Raw genomic sequence first — 17,019 nt, forward strand, 5'->3', positions numbered from 1 at the left:
AATATAAACCCCTGCCTGCCAAAGCACGATTCAAATTTGTAACAAAAGCACAGACGCGCCGCATCCACGCAACACGCGGGCAGAAAAATGCGGCCAGCGCTGCATACGGCGCGTTTACGCGCGCGGCCCCGCTTTTTAGAGAATCTTTACGCCCCCGCTGCTAATCTTGAACGTACCTCAACCACCGCTGCAAAGCTACCATGGAACCCCATTCACGCCTGCCTACGCATCAAGTCCATCAAGCCCATCAAACCCATCAAGCACTGCCCCACCGCCATCCGCGCCTGCCCACATTCCTCATGCATATCACGGTCGACAAGTCTTGCCTGGCCGAGCTGCGCCAACTGGTCGTCAAGACGTGCGGCGGCATGCTGTCATTCATGCGCATCGAGGCGATCGAGCATGCCGAACGCATGAAGGTTTGGCTGTGCGTGACGGAGCCGGCCCTGCGCCTGACCATGGATGCCGTCATGCGCCTGCTGCCGGCGGCGGAATTTGGCCGTATCAGCCAGGGGAAATCGCTATGAACCAGTATTGCTGCGAGCAGGCGATGTCTTCATCGCGCATCACCGCGCACTTCCAGGGCATCTGGGTACCGATGGTCACGCCGTTTTGCGAAGGCGAACTCGATCTAGCCGCAGCACAGCAGTTGGCCAGCGAGCTCGCTAGCAGCGGCGTCGATGGCCTGGTGGTGTGCGGCACCACGGGCGAAGCGGCCATGCTGAGCGCCGCCGAGCAGAGCATGCTGCTCGATAGCGTACTCGAAGCCGTCGGCCCCCGCTTCCCCGTCGTGATGGGTATCGGCGGCAGCGATACGCGCAGCGTCGTCGCCGCGGTGCAGCGCTATCACGACCATCCGCTGGCCGCTCTGCTGATCTCGGCACCGTCGTATGTACGCCCTTCGCAGGACGGCATCGTGCGCCACTTCCAGGCCATCGCCGACGCCACCGACCATTCCATCGTGCTATACAACGTGCCGGCCCGCACGGGGGTCAATATCGAAGCGCAGACGGCGGCACTGCTGGCGCGCGACTCGCACTTCGTCGCCATCAAGGAAGCGGGCGGCAAGCTGCAGCAATTGGCGGAACTGCTGCTTGAGACACGCCTGGACGTGCTGTGCGGCGACGACACTGTGCTGCTGGCCAGCCTTTCCATGGGCGGCCACGGCGCCATGTCGGCCGCCGCCCAGATAAGGCCGGATCTGTATGCGCAGCTGTACCACCTGGTCAAGCAGGGCCGCCACGGCGCCGCAGGCGCCCTGTTCAAGACCATGCTGCCCCTTATCCGCCTGCTGTTTTCCGAACCCAATCCTGGGCCATTGAAGGCGGCGCTGGCCATGCAAGGCAAGGTGCGCGACGAGCTGCGCCTGCCGATGACGCCGATGTCCCGCGCCGGCCAGGACAGTCTGGCCGAAGCACTCGATGCATTGATGGAACTGCCCACATGGACAGCCAGCGACAGGGACGCGCCACGCGAAGGCTGTGTGCTGCAACTGGTCTGCGCCGCCAACCTCATGCCAGCCGTGCGCCAAGATGATCATCGCCATCACGGATGAAAGCGGGGGCATCGAGAAATCCATCCTGGCCGGGCGACTAGCCGCCTCGCGCGCGCTGGCCGGACGCAAGGTATTGCTGCTCGATGCCGATCCGCGCCAGGGAGCCATGGCGCAGGCGAAAAATATGCACGACATGGCCATGCACGGCAGCCCGACGCGGCCACGCCTGATGGCGCGCGCCATCAGCGCCAAGGGCTTGCAGCCGGAGCTGGAGCACCTGGTGATCTGCTACCACGACATCGTCATCGACAGCGAAGGGCGCGACTCCATGGGTAGCCGTTCAGCCCTGATCGCCGCGCGCGTGCTGGTGGTGCCGCCGAACGGCGTCGTGGATGGTGCCGCGCAGGCTGGCCTGGCGCGCCGCATCGCGCACGCGCGCAGCGTCAATCCGGACCTGCGCGTCTTGCTGGCAACGGATACGCAAGCGGCACCCGCCCACGCCCTGGCCGCACAGATTCCACTGGCCCGCGTGGTCAGCCTGGGACAATTGTATTGCGCCGTTTTCAACCTGCCCCGCTAGCACGGCTCGAAAAAAAAGGCGGCGCATGCGCCGCCTCTCCTTTTATCTCCGTCAATTAGAACGTTTTGCCAACTGTCAGTTGCAGCGCCGTCTTGCCCATGAATTTACCATTCACCGGCGAAGCATAGGCCGACTTGTCAGCGTTCGTGCCGATCACGGCCAGCGCGCCCGTCACCACGCCGAAATCGCGCGTGATGCCCACTTTCCAGTCCGTGTAGCTGGCCGCATCATTGTTTTTGACCTTCTGGTGGCCCGCGTGCAGGTTAGCGGTCCAGCCGTTGCTCAGGTCGATATTCGCGCCGATGTCCAGATAGCCACTGTTTTTGCTGTTGACGAGGCCGAACAGATTGGAAACGGTGTGCGAATACTTGATATAGGCGGGGCCATACGACAACTGGCCGTAGACTTCCTGCGTATCGGCGTCGGCCAGGCCGGCGATGTACTTCAAGCCATTGTCCGCATAGACATACGCCAGCACGCCTACGTCATAAGTGACATCGGCCGTCAACTGGCCGCGCTTGCCCGCATACAGATCCACTTCAACGTCGCCGCTGCCGCCCGCATCCTTGGTCCATTTGATGGTGGAGGCCCAGGCGCCCGCGTACAGGCCGGTAGGATTGTTGACGTAGTCGACGCCACCCTGCAGCGCCGGCTTCAAGCGCGTCTGCGAAATGCCACGAAAACGGTAGTCGGACACGCCGGCCACGTTGAAGCTGATTTCATTGTCAGGCTTGGCTTCTTCTGCGTGAGCCAGGCTGGCCGTAAAGGCGCTGAAGGGGGTGGCTAGGGCGAGTGCAAGGAATAATTTATTCATGGTTTCTTCTTCTTCATGGGTAGTATGGGCCTTTGCCAATATGGCGCAGCTGGCCCGCCGCTGCAAAATTGTAGGTAAAGCGTCCCCCCGGCGCGCGCAGCGCCCGTTTTCCAACAGGGGAATAAAGCTGTTTAGAGAGGCAGCAGCAAGCGGTAGCCGACCGCCGTTTCCGTCAGCAGGTACTGCGGCTGGGCCGGATCGGCTTCCAACTTCTGGCGCAGATGGCCCATGTAGATGCGCAGATAGTGGCCGTTTTCACTGTTCGACGGCCCCCATACTTCGCGCAGCAGTTGCGGATTGGTGACCACCCTGCCAGCGTTCTTCACAAGCACCGACAGCAAGCGAAATTCAGTCGGCGTCATGTGCACCAGTTGCTTGTTGCGCGTCACCAGGCGGTCCTTCAGGTCAACGCGCACGTCGCCGAACTGCACCACGCCATCATCGCTGGCGGCAGGTTGACGCTGGCGGCGCAAGGTGGCGCGCACGCGGGCCAGCAACTCGCCAACGCCGAACGGCTTGGTCAGGTAATCGTCGGCACCGGCGTCCAGCGCGCGTATCTTGTCCTCTTCATCGACGCGTGCCGACAGCACGATGATGGGCACGGCCGACCATTTACGGATGTCGGCGATGAAGTCGATGCCGTCGCCGTCAGGCAGGCCCAGGTCCAGCACGATCATGTCGGGCCGGCGCGTGCCGGCATCGATCAGACCGCGCTGCATGGTGGCGGACTCGAAAATCTGCCAGCCCTCGTCTTCCAGCGCGGCGCGCACGAAGCGGCGGATTTGCGGTTCATCCTCGACCAGCAAGGCGGTGGCGGAAGGTTCGTTCATGATGGTTTTCCTGTTTCATAATCGTTGGCGTCATCGAGTTCGATCTCCGGCGGCGCAGGGGGCGTGCCCAATGGCAGGCTAAAGGCAATGGCAGCGCCCTGTCCCGGCACATGCGGCTGCGCGTGTATGCTGCCGCCGTGGGCTTCGACGATGGCACGGCAAATGGCCAGTCCCAGCCCCACGCCCGGCTTGTTCGATTCGCGCTCGCCGCGCGTGAATTTTTCAAAGATGGCCTCTTCGCGACCGGGCGGCAGGCCCGGACCATCGTCAAACACCCTCACCTGCAAGAACTGGCCGTGCAACCCGGCCGCGACAGTAATGGTGCTGCCGGGCGGCGTGTACTTGGCCGCGTTTTCCAGCAGGTTGCACAGCACGCGCTCGATCAGCACTGCGTCGTAGCGTACCAGCGGCAAATCTGGCGCCAACTGCGTCTGCACGGCATGCTGCTGTAATTGCGGGCCGCTGGCGCGCAGCGCGCTGCCCACCACCTCTTCCAACGCCTGCCATTGCAAGTTCAGGCGTACCTGCCCGCTTTCGATGCGCGCCATGTCCAGCAAGTTCGCCACCAGGGCGCTCATGCGCACGGTTTCAAACTGCAGCGAGCGCGCCATGTCCAGCTGCGCAGGCGACAACGCTGGCCTGGACAGCGCCAGCGATTCGGCCAGCCCCACCAGCGACGTCAATGGCGTACGCAAGTCGTGCGAAAGGGCCGCCAGCAGCGAATTACGCAGCCGCTCGGACTCCATCTGCAGCAGCGCGCCCTGGGCGACGTCGATATAGTGCACGCGCTCGAGCGCGATAGCGGCCAGTGCGGCAAAGGTATCGAGGTGCTGCCGCTGTTCCGGCACCAGCAGCCAGCGCCCGTGCTGGGCAGCCTCCAGCGGCAACAGCGCCAGCACGCCCCGCGTACGCATCGGCGCGATCAGCGGCAGGTAGAAAATGGGCGAAGCGGGCAAGGTATCGGTGCCCGTACCGGCTGCCTGCGCATGGTCGAAGGCCCACTGCGCGATACCCATATCGAGCGGCTCGCCGCCGTTCGGCGGCAGCAAGCTGCCCTCGTCATTGGGCAGGAGCAAGGTAGCGCGCGCACGGAAAGCGCGTTCGATGGCGCTTTTCGTGATATCGAAAATCTGCTCTGTCTGCAGCACGCCGGACAGCTCCCGCGAAAACTCGTACAGGGCACGGGCGCGTGCTTCGCGGTGCGATGCCACGCGCGCCTGGAAGCGCAGGCCGGCCGTCAGGTGGCCCGTGATCAGGCCCACGGCCAGCATCACGCCAAAAGTAATTATGTACTGAAAATCGCCCACGGCAAACGAGAAGCGCGGTGGCACGAAGATAAAATCGAAGCAAGCCACGCCCACCAGGCTGGCCAGCGCCGCCGGTCCGCGCCCCAGGCGCACAGCCACCAGCACCACCGTCAGCAGCGACAGCATGGCGATATTGGCCAGGTCCAGATAGGGTTGCAGGGGGACCGAGGCGAGGGCCGTGCCCAAGCTGACGCCGGCGGCCAATAGGTAACGCCAATGGCGCGATGACCTGCGCGGCACCTGCGCATCGTCGCCCGCCGCGCGCCGCAGCGCCGTATCGGCAGGTGGCAAGCCGACCTCGATCAAGTCAATATCGGGCGCCAGACTGGCCATGCGCACGGACGGAGGCGTATGCCACAGGCGCAGCAGCGCACCGCAGTTGGCACGGCCGACGATGACTTTCGAGATATTCGCGCTGCGCGCATACTCGACCACGGCACCGGCAATGTCAGCGGACGGCACAATAGCCGTGCGCGCCCCCAGGTCCTGCGCCAGTTTCAGCGTTTTCAGGATGCGTTCGCGCTCACGCGCCGGCAGGCGCTGCAGGCGCGGCGTTTCCACGTACAGCGCGTGCCATTCGGCATTGAGCTGGCTGGCCAGGCGCGCCGTGCTGCGGATCACGTGTTCGCCACCCACGTACGGGCCCACGCATGCGAGCAGCGCGGCGCCCGTCTTCCACACTGGATTGATGGATTTCTCGACGCGGTAAGCCTGCACGTCGTCCTGCACCCGGTCCGCCGTGCGGCGCAAAGCCAGTTCACGCAGGGCGATCAGATTACCCTTGCGGAAAAAATGCTGGGATGCCCGCTCGGCCTGCTGCGGCTGGTATACCTTGCCCTGATTCAGGCGGCGCAACAGTTCATCGGCGGGGATATCGACCAGCACCACTTCATCGGCGCGGTCGAACACCGTGTCGGGCAGGGTTTCAGCCACGCGCACGCCGGTGATGCCACCCACCACATCGTTCAGGCTTTCCAGATGCTGCACATTGACGGTCGACAGCACGTCGATACCGGCCGCCAGCAATTCCTCGACGTCCTGCCAGCGCTTCGGATGGCGCGAACCGGCCACGTTCGAATGGGCCAGTTCATCCATCAGTATCAGCGGCGGCGCGCGCAACAAGGCCGCGTCCAGGTCGAACTCGAACAGGGTCTTGCCACGGTATTCGATGGCCTTCAGGGGCAGCAGCGGCAAACCGTCCAGCTGGGCCATCGTATCCTGGCGCCCATGCGTCTCCACCACGCCCACCAGCAGATCCTGGCCATCGGCCAGCATCTTGCGGGCGGCGGCCAGCATCGCATAGGTCTTGCCGACGCCTGCCGAGGCGCCGAAGTAAATGCGCAGGCGGCCGCGCGCGGCTTTCTTTTCCTGCGCCTGCACTTGCGCCAGCAGGGCATCAGGGTCGGGGCGTTGGCTGTCGTTGGGGAGCATGTTGTATTTTAATCTTCTTGCGTAATGCTATCTTGTTATTTTGCCGTTGCGTCAAGCGGCGACGTCACCACGTAGGTCGGATTAGCGCGCAAGCGCGTAATCCGACAACATCGTTGGCTTGGCTGGTGGTGGTGTCGGCTTACGCTGCGCTAAGCCGAGCTACGCCGACCTACGCCGATCCAGGCCAACGTTTGCTGGCCTGCGTACCGTTGCCAGCTTACTTTGCCAGGGCATCAAGCGCCAGATTGAGTTCCAGCACATTCACCCGTGGCTCGCCGAAAAAGCCGATATACGCGGTTTTCTGCACCTTGGCGATGGCGTTTTCCACCTGCGCCAGCGGCACGGCGCGGACGCGGGCCACGCGCGGCGCCTGGTACAACGCTGCTGCCAGACTGATTTCCGGGTCCAGGCCGCTGCTCGACGCCGTTACCAGGTCGACCGGAATGGCGCGCGTATTGCCGGGATCTGCTTCCTTCAGGGCGGCGATGCGCGCCTTCACGGCGTCCACCAGGGCCGGATTGCTCGGTCCCAGATTCGAGCCGCCCGAACCGGCACCGTTATTTGCCATCGGCGCGGTGGCCGATGGCCGGCCCCAAAAATACTTGGGCGAGGTGAAGGACTGGCCGATCAGCATCGAGCCGACGGGGCGGCCAGCGCGCTCGACGATGCTGCCGTTGACTTCATCGTTGAAGGCCAGCTGCCCGATGCCGGCCGTGGCAAACGGATAGACGACGCCGCAGATCACGGTCAGCGCGGCAAACAGGACCAGGGCGGGACGTACGATAGTGCTCATGATGGTTCCTTTAAACTAAATTGAGAGCGGACAGCAGCATGTCGATCAGCTTGATCCCGATAAACGGCAAGATGATGCCGCCCAGGCCGTAGATCAGCAGATTGCGACGCAACAGGCTGGCCGCGCCGATGGCCCGGTATTGCACGCCCTTCAGGGCCAGCGGAATCAGCACGACGATGATCAGGGCATTGAAGATCACCGCCGACATGATGGCCGAGGCGGGGCTGGACAGGTGCATGATGTCGAGCGCCTTCAACTGCGGATAAGTGCCCACGAAGGCAGCCGGGATGATGGCGAAGTACTTGGCGATGTCGTTCGAAATCGAGAACGTCGTCAGCGAACCGCGCGTCATCAGCATCTGCTTGCCGATTTCAACGATTTCCAGCAGCTTGGTCGGATTCGAATCCAGGTCGACCATATTGCCCGCCTCTTTCGCCGCCTGCGTACCGGAATTCATGGCCACGGCGACATCGGCCTGCGCCAGCGCAGGAGCATCGTTGGTACCGTCGCCCGTCATTGCCACCAGGCGGCCTTCGGACTGGTAGCTGCGAATCAGCTTGAGCTTGTCTTCCGGCGTCGCTTCGGCCAGGAAGTCATCGACGCCCGCCTCGGCTGCAATGGCCGCTGCCGTCAGCTTGTTGTCGCCCGTGATCATGACGGTCTTGATGCCCATGCGGCGCAATTCCGCAAAACGCTCCTTGATGCCGCCCTTGACGATATCCTTCAGTTCCACGACACCCATCACGCGGCCATCGTCGACCACCACCAGCGGCGTGCTGCCACGGCGCGCAATATCATCGACAGCGCGCGATACCTCGGCCGGATACGGCTGGCCCAGCGCTTCCACATACTTTTTCATGGAGTCGGCTGCACCCTTGCGCAGCTGGCGCACTTGCTGTTCGCCAGGAATATCCACGCCACTCATGCGCGTTTGCGCCGTGAAGGGCACGAAGGTGGCGTTCAAGCTGGCCATCTCGCGTTCGCGGATGTTGAATTTCTGCTTGGCCAGCACGACGATGCTGCGTCCTTCCGGTGTTTCATCGGCCAAGGAAGCGAGTTGCGCCGCATCGGCCAACTGCTGCTCTGTCACGCCGGGAGCGGGCACAAAACTCGACGCCTGGCGGTTGCCCAGGGTGATGGTGCCCGTTTTATCGAGCAGCAGCACGTCCACGTCACCCGCCGCTTCCACCGCGCGGCCCGAGGTGGCGATCACATTGGCTTGCATCATGCGGCTCATGCCGGCCACGCCGATGGCCGACAGCAGGCCGCCGATGGTAGTCGGGATCAGGCACACCAGCAGCGCGATCAGCACGGTAATGCTGACGGGCGTGCCGCTGCCGGCTGCCGCTACGGAAAACAGCGAGTACGGCAGCAAGGTCACGGTGACGATCAGGAAGACAATCGACAGGGCGACGAGCAAAATCGTCAGGGCGATTTCATTCGGTGTCTTCTGGCGCTTGGCGCCTTCCACCATGGCGATCATGCGGTCGATGAAGGCTTCACCCGGATTGACCGAGACGCGTACCAGCAGCCAGTCCGACAGCACGCGGGTGCCGCCCGTCACGGCGGAAAAGTCGCCGCCCGATTCGCGGATCACGGGCGCCGATTCGCCCGTGATGGCACTCTCGTCGACCGAGGCCACGCCGGCCGTGACTTCGCCGTCGGCGGGAATCACGTCACCCGCCTCGACCAGCACCGTCATGCCCTTGCGCAGATCGGTTGCCGGCGTAGGCAGCCAGGAGGTGCCGTACTTCGGTGTTTGCATTTTCTTTGCCATCACCGTCTGCTTCAGGGCGCGCAAGGAGGCCGCCTGGGCCTTGCTGCGCCCTTCGGCCAGCGCTTCGGCAAAGTTTGCGAACAGCACCGTAAACCACAGCCACACGGCGACGGCGGCGATGAAACCGAACGGCGCTTCACCCTGGCCGTTGATGGCCTGGATAGCCAGCAGGGTCGTGATGATGCTGCCCACGTAGACGACAAACATCACGGGGCTGCGCCACTGCGTGCGGGGGTCGAGTTTTTTGAACGCATCGACGATGGCGGGGCCGATCAATGCGGAATCGAACAAGGTCAGGCTTGTGCGTGACATGGTAGCCTCTTATTGTGTAAAAAGTTGCAGGTGTTCGACGATCGGGCCGAGGGCCAGCGCGGGAACGTAATTGAGCACGCCAACGAGCACGACCACGCCGATCAGCAAGCCGATGAACATGGGGCCGTGGGTGGGCATGGTGCCGGCGTTGGCCGACAAGCGCTGCTTGGCTGCCAGCGAACCGGCCACTGCCAGCACGGGCACGATCACGCCGAAACGGCCGAACCACATGGCAATGGCCAGCATCACGTTGTAGAACGGTGTGTTGGCGGACAGGCCGGCAAACGCGCTGCCGTTGTTATTGGCCGCCGAGGTGAAGGCGTACAGGATTTCCGAGAAGCCATGCGCGCCTGGATTGGCGACGCCGATCTTGCCAGGTTCGACCATCACGGCGATCGCCGTACCCGTCAATACCAGGGCTGGCGTAATCAGAATGGCCAGCGAGACCATCTTCATTTCATAGGCCTGGATTTTCTTGCCCAGGTATTCAGGCGTGCGCCCTATCATCAGACCGGCGATGAAGACGGCCAGGATGGCGAACATCAGCATGCCGTACAGGCCCGTGCCCACGCCACCGAAAATCACTTCGCCAAATTGCATCAGCAGCAGTGGCACCATGCCGCCCAGCGGCATGTAAGAGTCGTGCATGGAATTGACGGCGCCGCAGGATGCCGCTGTCGTCACCGCAGCGAACAGGGTCGAGGAGCTGATGCCGAAGCGCGTTTCCTTGCCTTCCATATTGCCGCCCGATTGCAGGCTGCTCACTTGCTGGTCCACGCCCAGCGCTTGCAAGGCGGGATTGGCTTGCTGCTCGGCGCTCATCACGCCAGCCGTCATGACGACGAAGATCAAGGTCATCGCGGCCAGCACGGCCCAGCCCTGCCGCAGGTCACCCACCATGCTGCCGAATGTAAAGCACAGACCGGCGGGAATGATGAAAATGGCCAGCATCTGCAGGAAATTCGACAGCACGGTGGGATTCTCGTACGGATGCGAGGAATTGGCGTTGAAGAAGCCACCGCCATTCGTGCCCAGCAACTTGATCGATTCCTGCGACGCGACGGGGCCCATGGCGATCGTCTGCATGCTCGCTACTTGGGCTTCCATGACGGGTTTGCCGGCAGCGTCCAGCACCGGCTGGCCATCGGCAGTCATTTTCGGCGTTTCATACGCCACTTGGTCGAGCAGGGTCACTTCCTTGTAGGCGGAAAAATTCTGGATCATGCCTTCGCCCATGAAGACGACAGACAGGGCCAGCGACAGCGGCAGCAGGATGTACAGCGTGGAGCGCACCAGGTCGACCCAGAAATTGCCGATCGATTTACCCGAGCGCGAGGCAAAGCCGCGCACCAGCGCGAAGATCACGGCGATGCCGGTCGCTGCCGAAAAGAAGTTCTGGCATGCCATGCCCAGCATCTGGGTCAGGTAGCTCATGGTCTGTTCGCCGCCGTAGCCCTGCCAGTTGGTATTGGCGACGAAGCTGACGGTGGTATTGAACGAGGAATCGGGGCTGACGGCGCCCAGGCCCTGTGGATTGAGGGGCAAGAAGCCCTGCAGGCGCTGCAGGCCGTAGACGAAGACGGCGCCCACGGTGTTGAAGACGATCAGGGCGATGGCATAGCTTTTCCAGCCCATGCCCTTGTCGGCGGGCAGGCCGGACCAGCGGTACAGCAGGTTTTCCAGCTTTTGCAACCAGCCCAGGCCGCGCACGGGGCCATCGCCGGCCACCCTGGCCATGTACAAGCCGAGCGGATAGCCGGCGGCCAGCAATACGGCCAGGAAGGCCACCAGCAGCAATATCGATTGCGTCGTCATCACAGTTCCTCCGCCTTCAGCAGCGCCACCAGCAGGTACACCAACAGGCCAGCCGAGACCACGGCGCCCAGCACATAAAACGCGTTCATTTGACGCTCCCTAATTTTTCGCAGGCGACGGCAAAGCCGGCCGCTACGACGAAAAAAACGGCAATCAAGCCGAGATACACGATATCCATTCCCACCCTCATTCAGGTTTGTTTTGATGCTGTGCAGATTAGCCAAAAGGGTCTAAAAAATTTGTAAAGACTGGAGAGGTGCTTGTAAACAAGATGTAAAAACGACGGCTTTGCCGCATAAAATCCTCCACAATGGGCGTCAAACCACGCGTACGGCGCACTCTTGTTGCCCTGGAGTAGCGCTATTGCTCGCTGGACAAGATAGAATGCGCGAGCGTCCGCACAAGGACGCCATGCCTGCCGCACTGCCCTGTGCCAGTGACGCTGGACGGGATATACTGTATATTCATACAGTTATCATCGCCGCTGTCATTGCGCCCCGCAGTGCACTGGCCTGGCGTTCCAACCACTGTCTTTACTTAGCTTGAACACGTATGGCCACTAAAAAATCAGCATCCGACTACAGCGAATCATCCATCCGTGTCCTGAAAGGACTGGAACCCGTCAAGCAGCGCCCGGGGATGTACACCCGCACTGAGAATCCGCTGCACATCATTCAGGAAGTGATCGACAATGCCTCCGACGAGGCGCTGGGCGGTCATTGCACACATATCGCCGTGACGCAAAACACGGATGGCAGCATCACCGTTGAAGACAATGGCCGCGGCATTCCCGTCGGCATCCACCCGGAAGAAGGCGTGCCGACGGTGGAAATCGTGTTTACACGGCTGCACGCGGGCGGCAAGTTCGACAAGGGTTCGGGCGGCGCCTATGCGTTCTCGGGCGGCTTGCACGGCGTCGGCGTGTCCGTTACCAATGCGCTGTCGACGCGCCTGGAAATCACCGTCTGGCGCAAGGAAAGCGACGGCAACGGCCTGCATCACATGGTGTTTGCGAATGGCGACGTGATCGAACCCCTGAGTTCCCGCCCCGCCCCGCGCGACGGCAAGAAGTCGGGCACGCGCGTCACCGCCTGGCCCGACGCGAAATATTTTGATTCCCCCAATATCTCGCAAACCGAGCTGCAGCGCCTGCTGCGTTCGAAAGCCGTGCTGCTGCCCGGCGTGACCGTCACGCTCACCAACGCCAAGACGGGCGATACGCAAACCTGGCTTTACGCGGAAGGCTTGCGCGGCTACCTGACCGAATCGCTGGCGCAGGTATCGAATGGCGAAACCCTGATTCCCCTGTTTGAAGGCGCGCAGTACGCAGGCCCGGATTCGGAAGGCTTTGCCGAAGGCGAAGGCGCGGCCTGGGTCGTGGCGTGGACAGAAGAAGGCGCCATCGTGCGCGAATCGTATGTCAACCTGATTCCCACCTCGAATGGCGGCACGCACGAATCGGGCTTGCGCGACGGCCTGTTCGGCGCCGTGAAAAACTTCGTCGAAATGCACTCGCTGCTGCCAAAAGGCGTGAAGCTGCTGCCGGAAGACGTGTTTGCGCGCGCTTCCTTCGTGCTGTCGGCCAAGGTGCTGGACCCGCAATTCCAGGGCCAGATCAAGGAACGCCTGAATTCGCGCGACGCCGTACGCCTGGTCTCGACCTTCACCAAGCCGCCGCTGGAACTGTGGCTGAACCAGCACGTCGATTACGGCAAGAAGCTGGCCGATCTCGTGATCAAGCAGGCGCAGTCGCGCCAGCGTTCGCTGCAAAAGGTAGAAAAGAAAAAATCCTCGGGCGTCGCCGTCCTTCCCGGCAAGCTGACCGACTGCGAATCGTCGGACATCACGCGCAATGAACTGTTCCTCGTCGAGGGTGATTCGGCGGGCGGCTCGGCCAAGATGGGGCGCGACAAGGAATTCCAGGCCATCCTGCCGCTGCGCGGCAAGGTCTTGAACTCGTGGGAGACAGACCGCGACCGCCTGTTTGCCAATAACGAGATCCACGATATTGCAGTCGCCATCGGCGTCGATCCGCATAGCGTGGGCAGCTCGCCCGACCTGTCCGGCCTGCGCTATGGCAAGATCTGCATCCTCTCGGATGCGGACGTGGATGGCTCGCACATCCAGGTACTGCTGCTGACCCTGTTCTTCAAGCACTTCCCGGCCCTGATCAACAAAGGCCATATCTGCATCGCCCGCCCGCCCCTGTACCGGGTCGATGCACCGGCGCGCGGCAAGAAGCCAATGCAGAAAATCTATGCGCTCGACGACGGCGAACTGGTCGCCATCGAGGACAAGCTGCGCAAGGAAGGCGTAAAGCAGGGCGCCTGGTCGATCTCGCGCTTCAAGGGCCTGGGCGAAATGAACGCAGAACAGCTGTGGGAAACGACGATGAACCCGGACACGCGCCGTTTGCTGCCCGTGACGCTGGGCGAAATCGATCATATGGCTTGCGCCGCCCGCTTCAATATGTTGATGGGCAAAGGCGAAGCGGCTGGGCGCCGTGCCTGGATCGAGGAACACGGCAATGAGGCGGAGGCCGATATCTGATGATCATCGGTATCGACCTGGGCACCACCAACGGCCTGGTCGCCATCTGGCGCGACGGCAAGGCTAGCATCATCCCGAATGCGCTGGGCGAACACCTGACGCCATCGTGCGTCAGCATCGACGCTGACGGCAGCGTGCTGGTGGGCCGCGCCGCGCGCGGGCGCCTGCAGACGCACCCGCCACCTGGCCACTGGTGATCACGCCCGCGGCCACCACCTTCCTGCTCGCCAGTAAGCCCGATGGTCCGCCGCAGCTGGCCATCGTCAAGCTGAGTGTCGTACTGGCGCTGTCCGTCCTGTATTTCACCGTGCGCCATCTGTGTCTGCGGCAGCGCAGGTCCGCACAAGCGTCCGGGCTGTCATAATCAGCTCAATGAATTTAACCGCAACAACCTAACACCGAAACAAGCGCCATGTCCACACAAACCAATTTATTTGACGATACCAAGCCAGAGCCGACCCTGCCGGATGAACCGGTATTCGACGGCGAAGCGCTGACTCTCTCTACCTTCGCCGAGCGCGCCTATCTCGATTACGCCATCTCGGTGGTCAAGGGCCGCGCCCTGCCCGACGTGTGCGACGGCCAGAAACCGGTGCAGCGCCGCATCCTGTATGCGATGAATGAGCTGGGCTTGAATTCCACGGCCAAACCGCGCAAATCGGCGGCCGTGGTCGGCGACGTGCTGGGTAAATTGCATCCACACGGCGACCAGTCCGTATATGACGCGCTGGTGCGCATGGCGCAGGATTTCTCGCTGCGCTACCCGCTGATTGATGGCCAAGGCAACTTCGGCTCGCGCGATGGCGATGGCGCGGCGGCGATGCGCTACACGGAAGCGCGTTTGACGCCGATCGCCAAGCTGCTGATGGATGAAATCGGCATGGGCACGGTGGACTTCCAGCCCAACTACGACGGCTCGACGGAAGAACCGAAGCTGCTGCCAGCGCGCCTGCCGATGGTGCTGCTGAACGGCGCCTCCGGCATCGCCGTAGGCCTGGCGACGGAAATCCCGTCGCACAACCTGGCGGAAGTGGCAAAAGCGGCTGTCGCCATGATTCGCGATCCGAAGATGACGCACGCCGAGCTGATGGCCATCATTCCCGGCCCCGACTTCCCCGGCGGCGGCCAAATCATCACGCCGCCATCGCAGATCGCCGACATGTATGCGAGCGGGCGTGGCAGCATGAAAGTACGCGCGCGCTGGAAGATCGAAGAGCTGGCGCGCGGCCAGTGGCAAGCCGTCGTGACGGAACTGCCGCCCGGTACTTCGTCGCAAAAGGTGCTCGAAGAAATCGAAGAACTGACCAATCCAAAGATCAAGCTGGGCAAGAAGGCGCTGTCGCCGGACCAGGTGGCCCTGAAGGCGCTGATCCTCAATTCGCTCGACACCATCCGCGACGAATCGGGCCGCGCCGCCCCCGTGCGCCTGGTGTTCGAGCCGAAGTCGAAGAACCAGGACCAGACAGAATTCATGCTGATGCTGCTGGCACACACCTCGCTGGAATCGTCGACTTCGATCAACCTGGTGATGATAGGCGGCGATGGCCGTCCGCGCCAGAAAGGCCTGGGCGACATCCTGCGCGAGTGGATCGATTTCCGCTTCGAAACCGTCACGCGCCGCACCGGCTACAAACTGGGCAAGGTCAAGGACCGCATCCATATCCTGGAAGGACGCGAAGCGATCCTGCTCAATATCGACAAGGTGATCCAGATCATCCGCAATTCGGATGAACCGAAAGCGGCCCTGATCGACGCCTTCAAACTGTCCGAGCGCCAGGCCGACGACATCCTGGAAATCCGCTTGCGCCAACTGGCGCGCCTGGAAACGATCAAAATTCAGCAAGAGCTGGCCGAACTGCGCAAGGAAGAAAAATCCTTGCAAGACCTGCTCGACAACCCGGGCTCGATGAAACGCGCCGTCATCCGCGAAATCGAAGCGGACGCCAAACAGTTCGGCGACGCGCGCCGTACCCTGATCGAGGAAGCGCAAAAAGCAGTAGCGGAACAAAAAGTAGTCGATGAACCGGTCACCGTCATCATTTCGGAAAAAGGCTGGGTGCGCGCACGCACCGGCATCGGCCACGATGCGGCGCAGTTCACCTTCAAGGCGGGCGACACACTGCATGGCGCCTTCGAATGCCGCACGGTCGATACCTTGCTGGGCTTTGGCAACAACGGCAAGATTTACTCGGTTCCCGTCTCGGCGCTACCCAACGCGCGCGGCGATGGTGTGCCGATCACGACACTGTGCGACCTGAGCGGCGGCACGCCCGGCAATGCCGTGCGCATCCTGCATTACTTTGCGGGCAATGGCGCCACTAATTTGCTGCTGGCCTCGAGCGCCGGCTATGGCTTCATCGCCAAGGCAGGCGACATGAGCAGCCGCCTGAAAACCGGCAAGGCCTTCATCACCCTCGATGAGGGTGACCTGCCATTGGCGCCGAAAGTCATCGCTGAAGCGGCCAGCGCCCTGGCCTGTCTGACGGAAGGCGCGCGCCTGCTGGTGTTCGGCCTCGATGAAATGAAAATCCTGACCAAGGGCGGTACCGGCGTCAAGCTGATCGACCTGGACGCCAAGGACAAACTGCTGGCCGTGCAGCCTATCACCCAGCGCGGCGTGGTAGTGTCGGGCATCGGCCGGGCATCGAAACCGCAGGATGCGTCGCTCGGTGCGACCGCCCTGGCCGAGCATTTCGGCAAGCGCGCAAAGAAGGGAAAGTCGCTGGCGGCCAAGCTGAAACCGGTCTCGATGGCAGCCATCGGCTAAGCGCCATACGCCCGGTCAAAAAGACAGGTTCGCCTGCAATGCCGTTCAGTTAAGGGTTTTGGCGTGATTTATGAGCGTCAGTAAATTCGCTAACCCCAGAGGCAAGGAGCTGGGGTCGGACCCGCCGGGGGAATGTGCTTCAATGGAGCACATTCCGATCACGAAGTGACCGACCCCTGTCCTAGTTCTTGGGCTAAAAATAGCATCACTAACACACTAACTGAACGGCATTACAGGTTCGCCTGTCTTTCGTCCATCGGCGCGTAGCGGCAACAGGTAAAAGTAATTTGCAGATAGTTTTATGGATATTTTATAGACGCTGCCGCACTTTCGTTATCCCTGCAGGCATGCCATCGGCATGCCGCCTTAGACAAGAAAGCAGGCATGAACAATACAGGCGAGCTGCCATGCAGCGCTTGATCCCGGCCGAGCGGCTGGTAGCGAGTATGGCGGCCCGCGGCTTGCCGCATAAGGCATCGCCAGGGAACTGGACAAGTCGCCGGCCAACGGACGCAAGCGCTTGCATGCGATTGACGAGAAACTCGGCG

The 17,019-nt window shown here is 62.3% G+C and carries 13 protein-coding genes and 1 pseudogene; 7 read left to right on the top strand and 7 right to left on the bottom strand.

Features of this window, described 5'->3' with window-relative positions; genetic code table 11:
- Positions 1–299 precede the first annotated feature (299 nt).
- The 3 genes from H4V96_RS18580 to H4V96_RS18590 are packed head-to-tail and all read left to right on the top strand — an operon-like array spanning position 300 to position 2,075.
- On the top strand, positions 300–527 hold the full coding sequence (locus H4V96_RS18580) for a hypothetical protein (protein ID WP_010401395.1): 228 nt from the start codon (positions 300–302) through the stop codon (positions 525–527).
- Positions 524–1,555, top strand: a complete 1,032-nt coding sequence (dapA, locus tag H4V96_RS18585) for a 4-hydroxy-tetrahydrodipicolinate synthase (RefSeq protein ID WP_196854986.1) — start codon at positions 524–526, stop codon at positions 1,553–1,555. Before H4V96_RS18580 ends, dapA begins: the two co-directional genes overlap by 4 nt.
- The gene (locus H4V96_RS18590; RefSeq protein WP_196854985.1) at positions 1,533–2,075 is read left to right on the top strand and encodes a cobyrinic acid ac-diamide synthase; all 543 of its coding nucleotides are present in this window, start codon (positions 1,533–1,535) and stop codon (positions 2,073–2,075) included. The genes dapA and H4V96_RS18590 overlap by 23 nt, the downstream gene beginning before the upstream one ends.
- A 55-nt stretch (positions 2,076–2,130) precedes the next feature.
- Here H4V96_RS18590 and H4V96_RS18595 read toward each other — a convergent pair whose 3' ends face one another.
- The 7 genes from H4V96_RS18595 to kdpF all read right to left on the bottom strand — a co-directional run bounded on the left by H4V96_RS18595 (position 2,131) and on the right by kdpF (position 11,243).
- The gene (locus H4V96_RS18595; protein WP_196854984.1) at positions 2,131–2,889 is read right to left on the bottom strand and encodes a TorF family putative porin; all 759 of its coding nucleotides are present in this window, start codon (positions 2,887–2,889) and stop codon (positions 2,131–2,133) included.
- Between the two features lie 131 nt (positions 2,890–3,020).
- On the bottom strand, positions 3,021–3,719 hold the full coding sequence (gene kdpE / locus H4V96_RS18600) for a two-component system response regulator KdpE (RefSeq protein ID WP_010401402.1): 699 nt from the start codon (positions 3,717–3,719) through the stop codon (positions 3,021–3,023).
- Positions 3,716–6,457, bottom strand: coding sequence for a DUF4118 domain-containing protein (locus tag H4V96_RS18605; protein ID WP_196854983.1), 2,742 nt, complete (start codon positions 6,455–6,457; stop codon positions 3,716–3,718). The genes kdpE and H4V96_RS18605 overlap by 4 nt, the downstream gene beginning before the upstream one ends.
- A gap of 217 nt (positions 6,458–6,674) precedes the next feature.
- Positions 6,675–7,250, bottom strand: a complete 576-nt coding sequence (gene kdpC, locus H4V96_RS18610; RefSeq protein ID WP_010401406.1) for a potassium-transporting ATPase subunit KdpC — start codon at positions 7,248–7,250, stop codon at positions 6,675–6,677.
- Positions 7,251–7,260: 10 nt separating this feature from the next.
- Positions 7,261–9,339: a potassium-transporting ATPase subunit KdpB gene (gene kdpB / locus H4V96_RS18615; RefSeq protein ID WP_010401407.1), complete on the bottom strand. Its 2,079-nt coding sequence runs from the start codon at positions 9,337–9,339 to the stop codon at positions 7,261–7,263.
- A 9-nt stretch (positions 9,340–9,348) separates the two neighbouring features.
- Positions 9,349–11,154: a potassium-transporting ATPase subunit KdpA gene (kdpA, locus tag H4V96_RS18620; protein WP_196854982.1), complete on the bottom strand. Its 1,806-nt coding sequence runs from the start codon at positions 11,152–11,154 to the stop codon at positions 9,349–9,351.
- Positions 11,154–11,243: a K(+)-transporting ATPase subunit F gene (gene kdpF / locus H4V96_RS18625; protein WP_034746483.1), complete on the bottom strand. Its 90-nt coding sequence runs from the start codon at positions 11,241–11,243 to the stop codon at positions 11,154–11,156. Before kdpF ends, kdpA begins: the two co-directional genes overlap by 1 nt.
- 463 nt (positions 11,244–11,706) lie before the next feature.
- Between kdpF and H4V96_RS18630 the strand changes: the two genes are divergently transcribed.
- From H4V96_RS18630 to parC, 4 genes and pseudogenes are all read left to right on the top strand, one after another.
- A complete protein-coding gene (locus tag H4V96_RS18630; RefSeq protein ID WP_196854981.1) occupies positions 11,707–13,704 on the top strand; it encodes a DNA topoisomerase IV subunit B in 1,998 nt (665 codons plus the stop codon).
- A pseudogene (locus H4V96_RS18635) lies at positions 13,704–13,883 on the top strand (Hsp70 family protein); the annotation flags it as partial. The gene H4V96_RS18630 and the pseudogene H4V96_RS18635, both read left to right, overlap by 1 nt.
- Before the next feature lie 14 nt (positions 13,884–13,897).
- Positions 13,898–14,068, top strand: coding sequence for a hypothetical protein (locus tag H4V96_RS18640; RefSeq protein ID WP_196854979.1), 171 nt, complete (start codon positions 13,898–13,900; stop codon positions 14,066–14,068).
- Between the two features lie 48 nt (positions 14,069–14,116).
- Complete coding sequence (parC, locus tag H4V96_RS18645) at positions 14,117–16,471, top strand: DNA topoisomerase IV subunit A (protein WP_010401411.1); 2,355 nt, start codon at positions 14,117–14,119, stop codon at positions 16,469–16,471.
- Positions 16,472–17,019: the final 548 nt, after the last annotated feature.

The organism is Janthinobacterium sp. CG_23.4 (assembly GCF_029892305.1).
Classification (GTDB): domain Bacteria; phylum Pseudomonadota; class Gammaproteobacteria; order Burkholderiales; family Burkholderiaceae_D; genus Janthinobacterium; species Janthinobacterium lividum_D.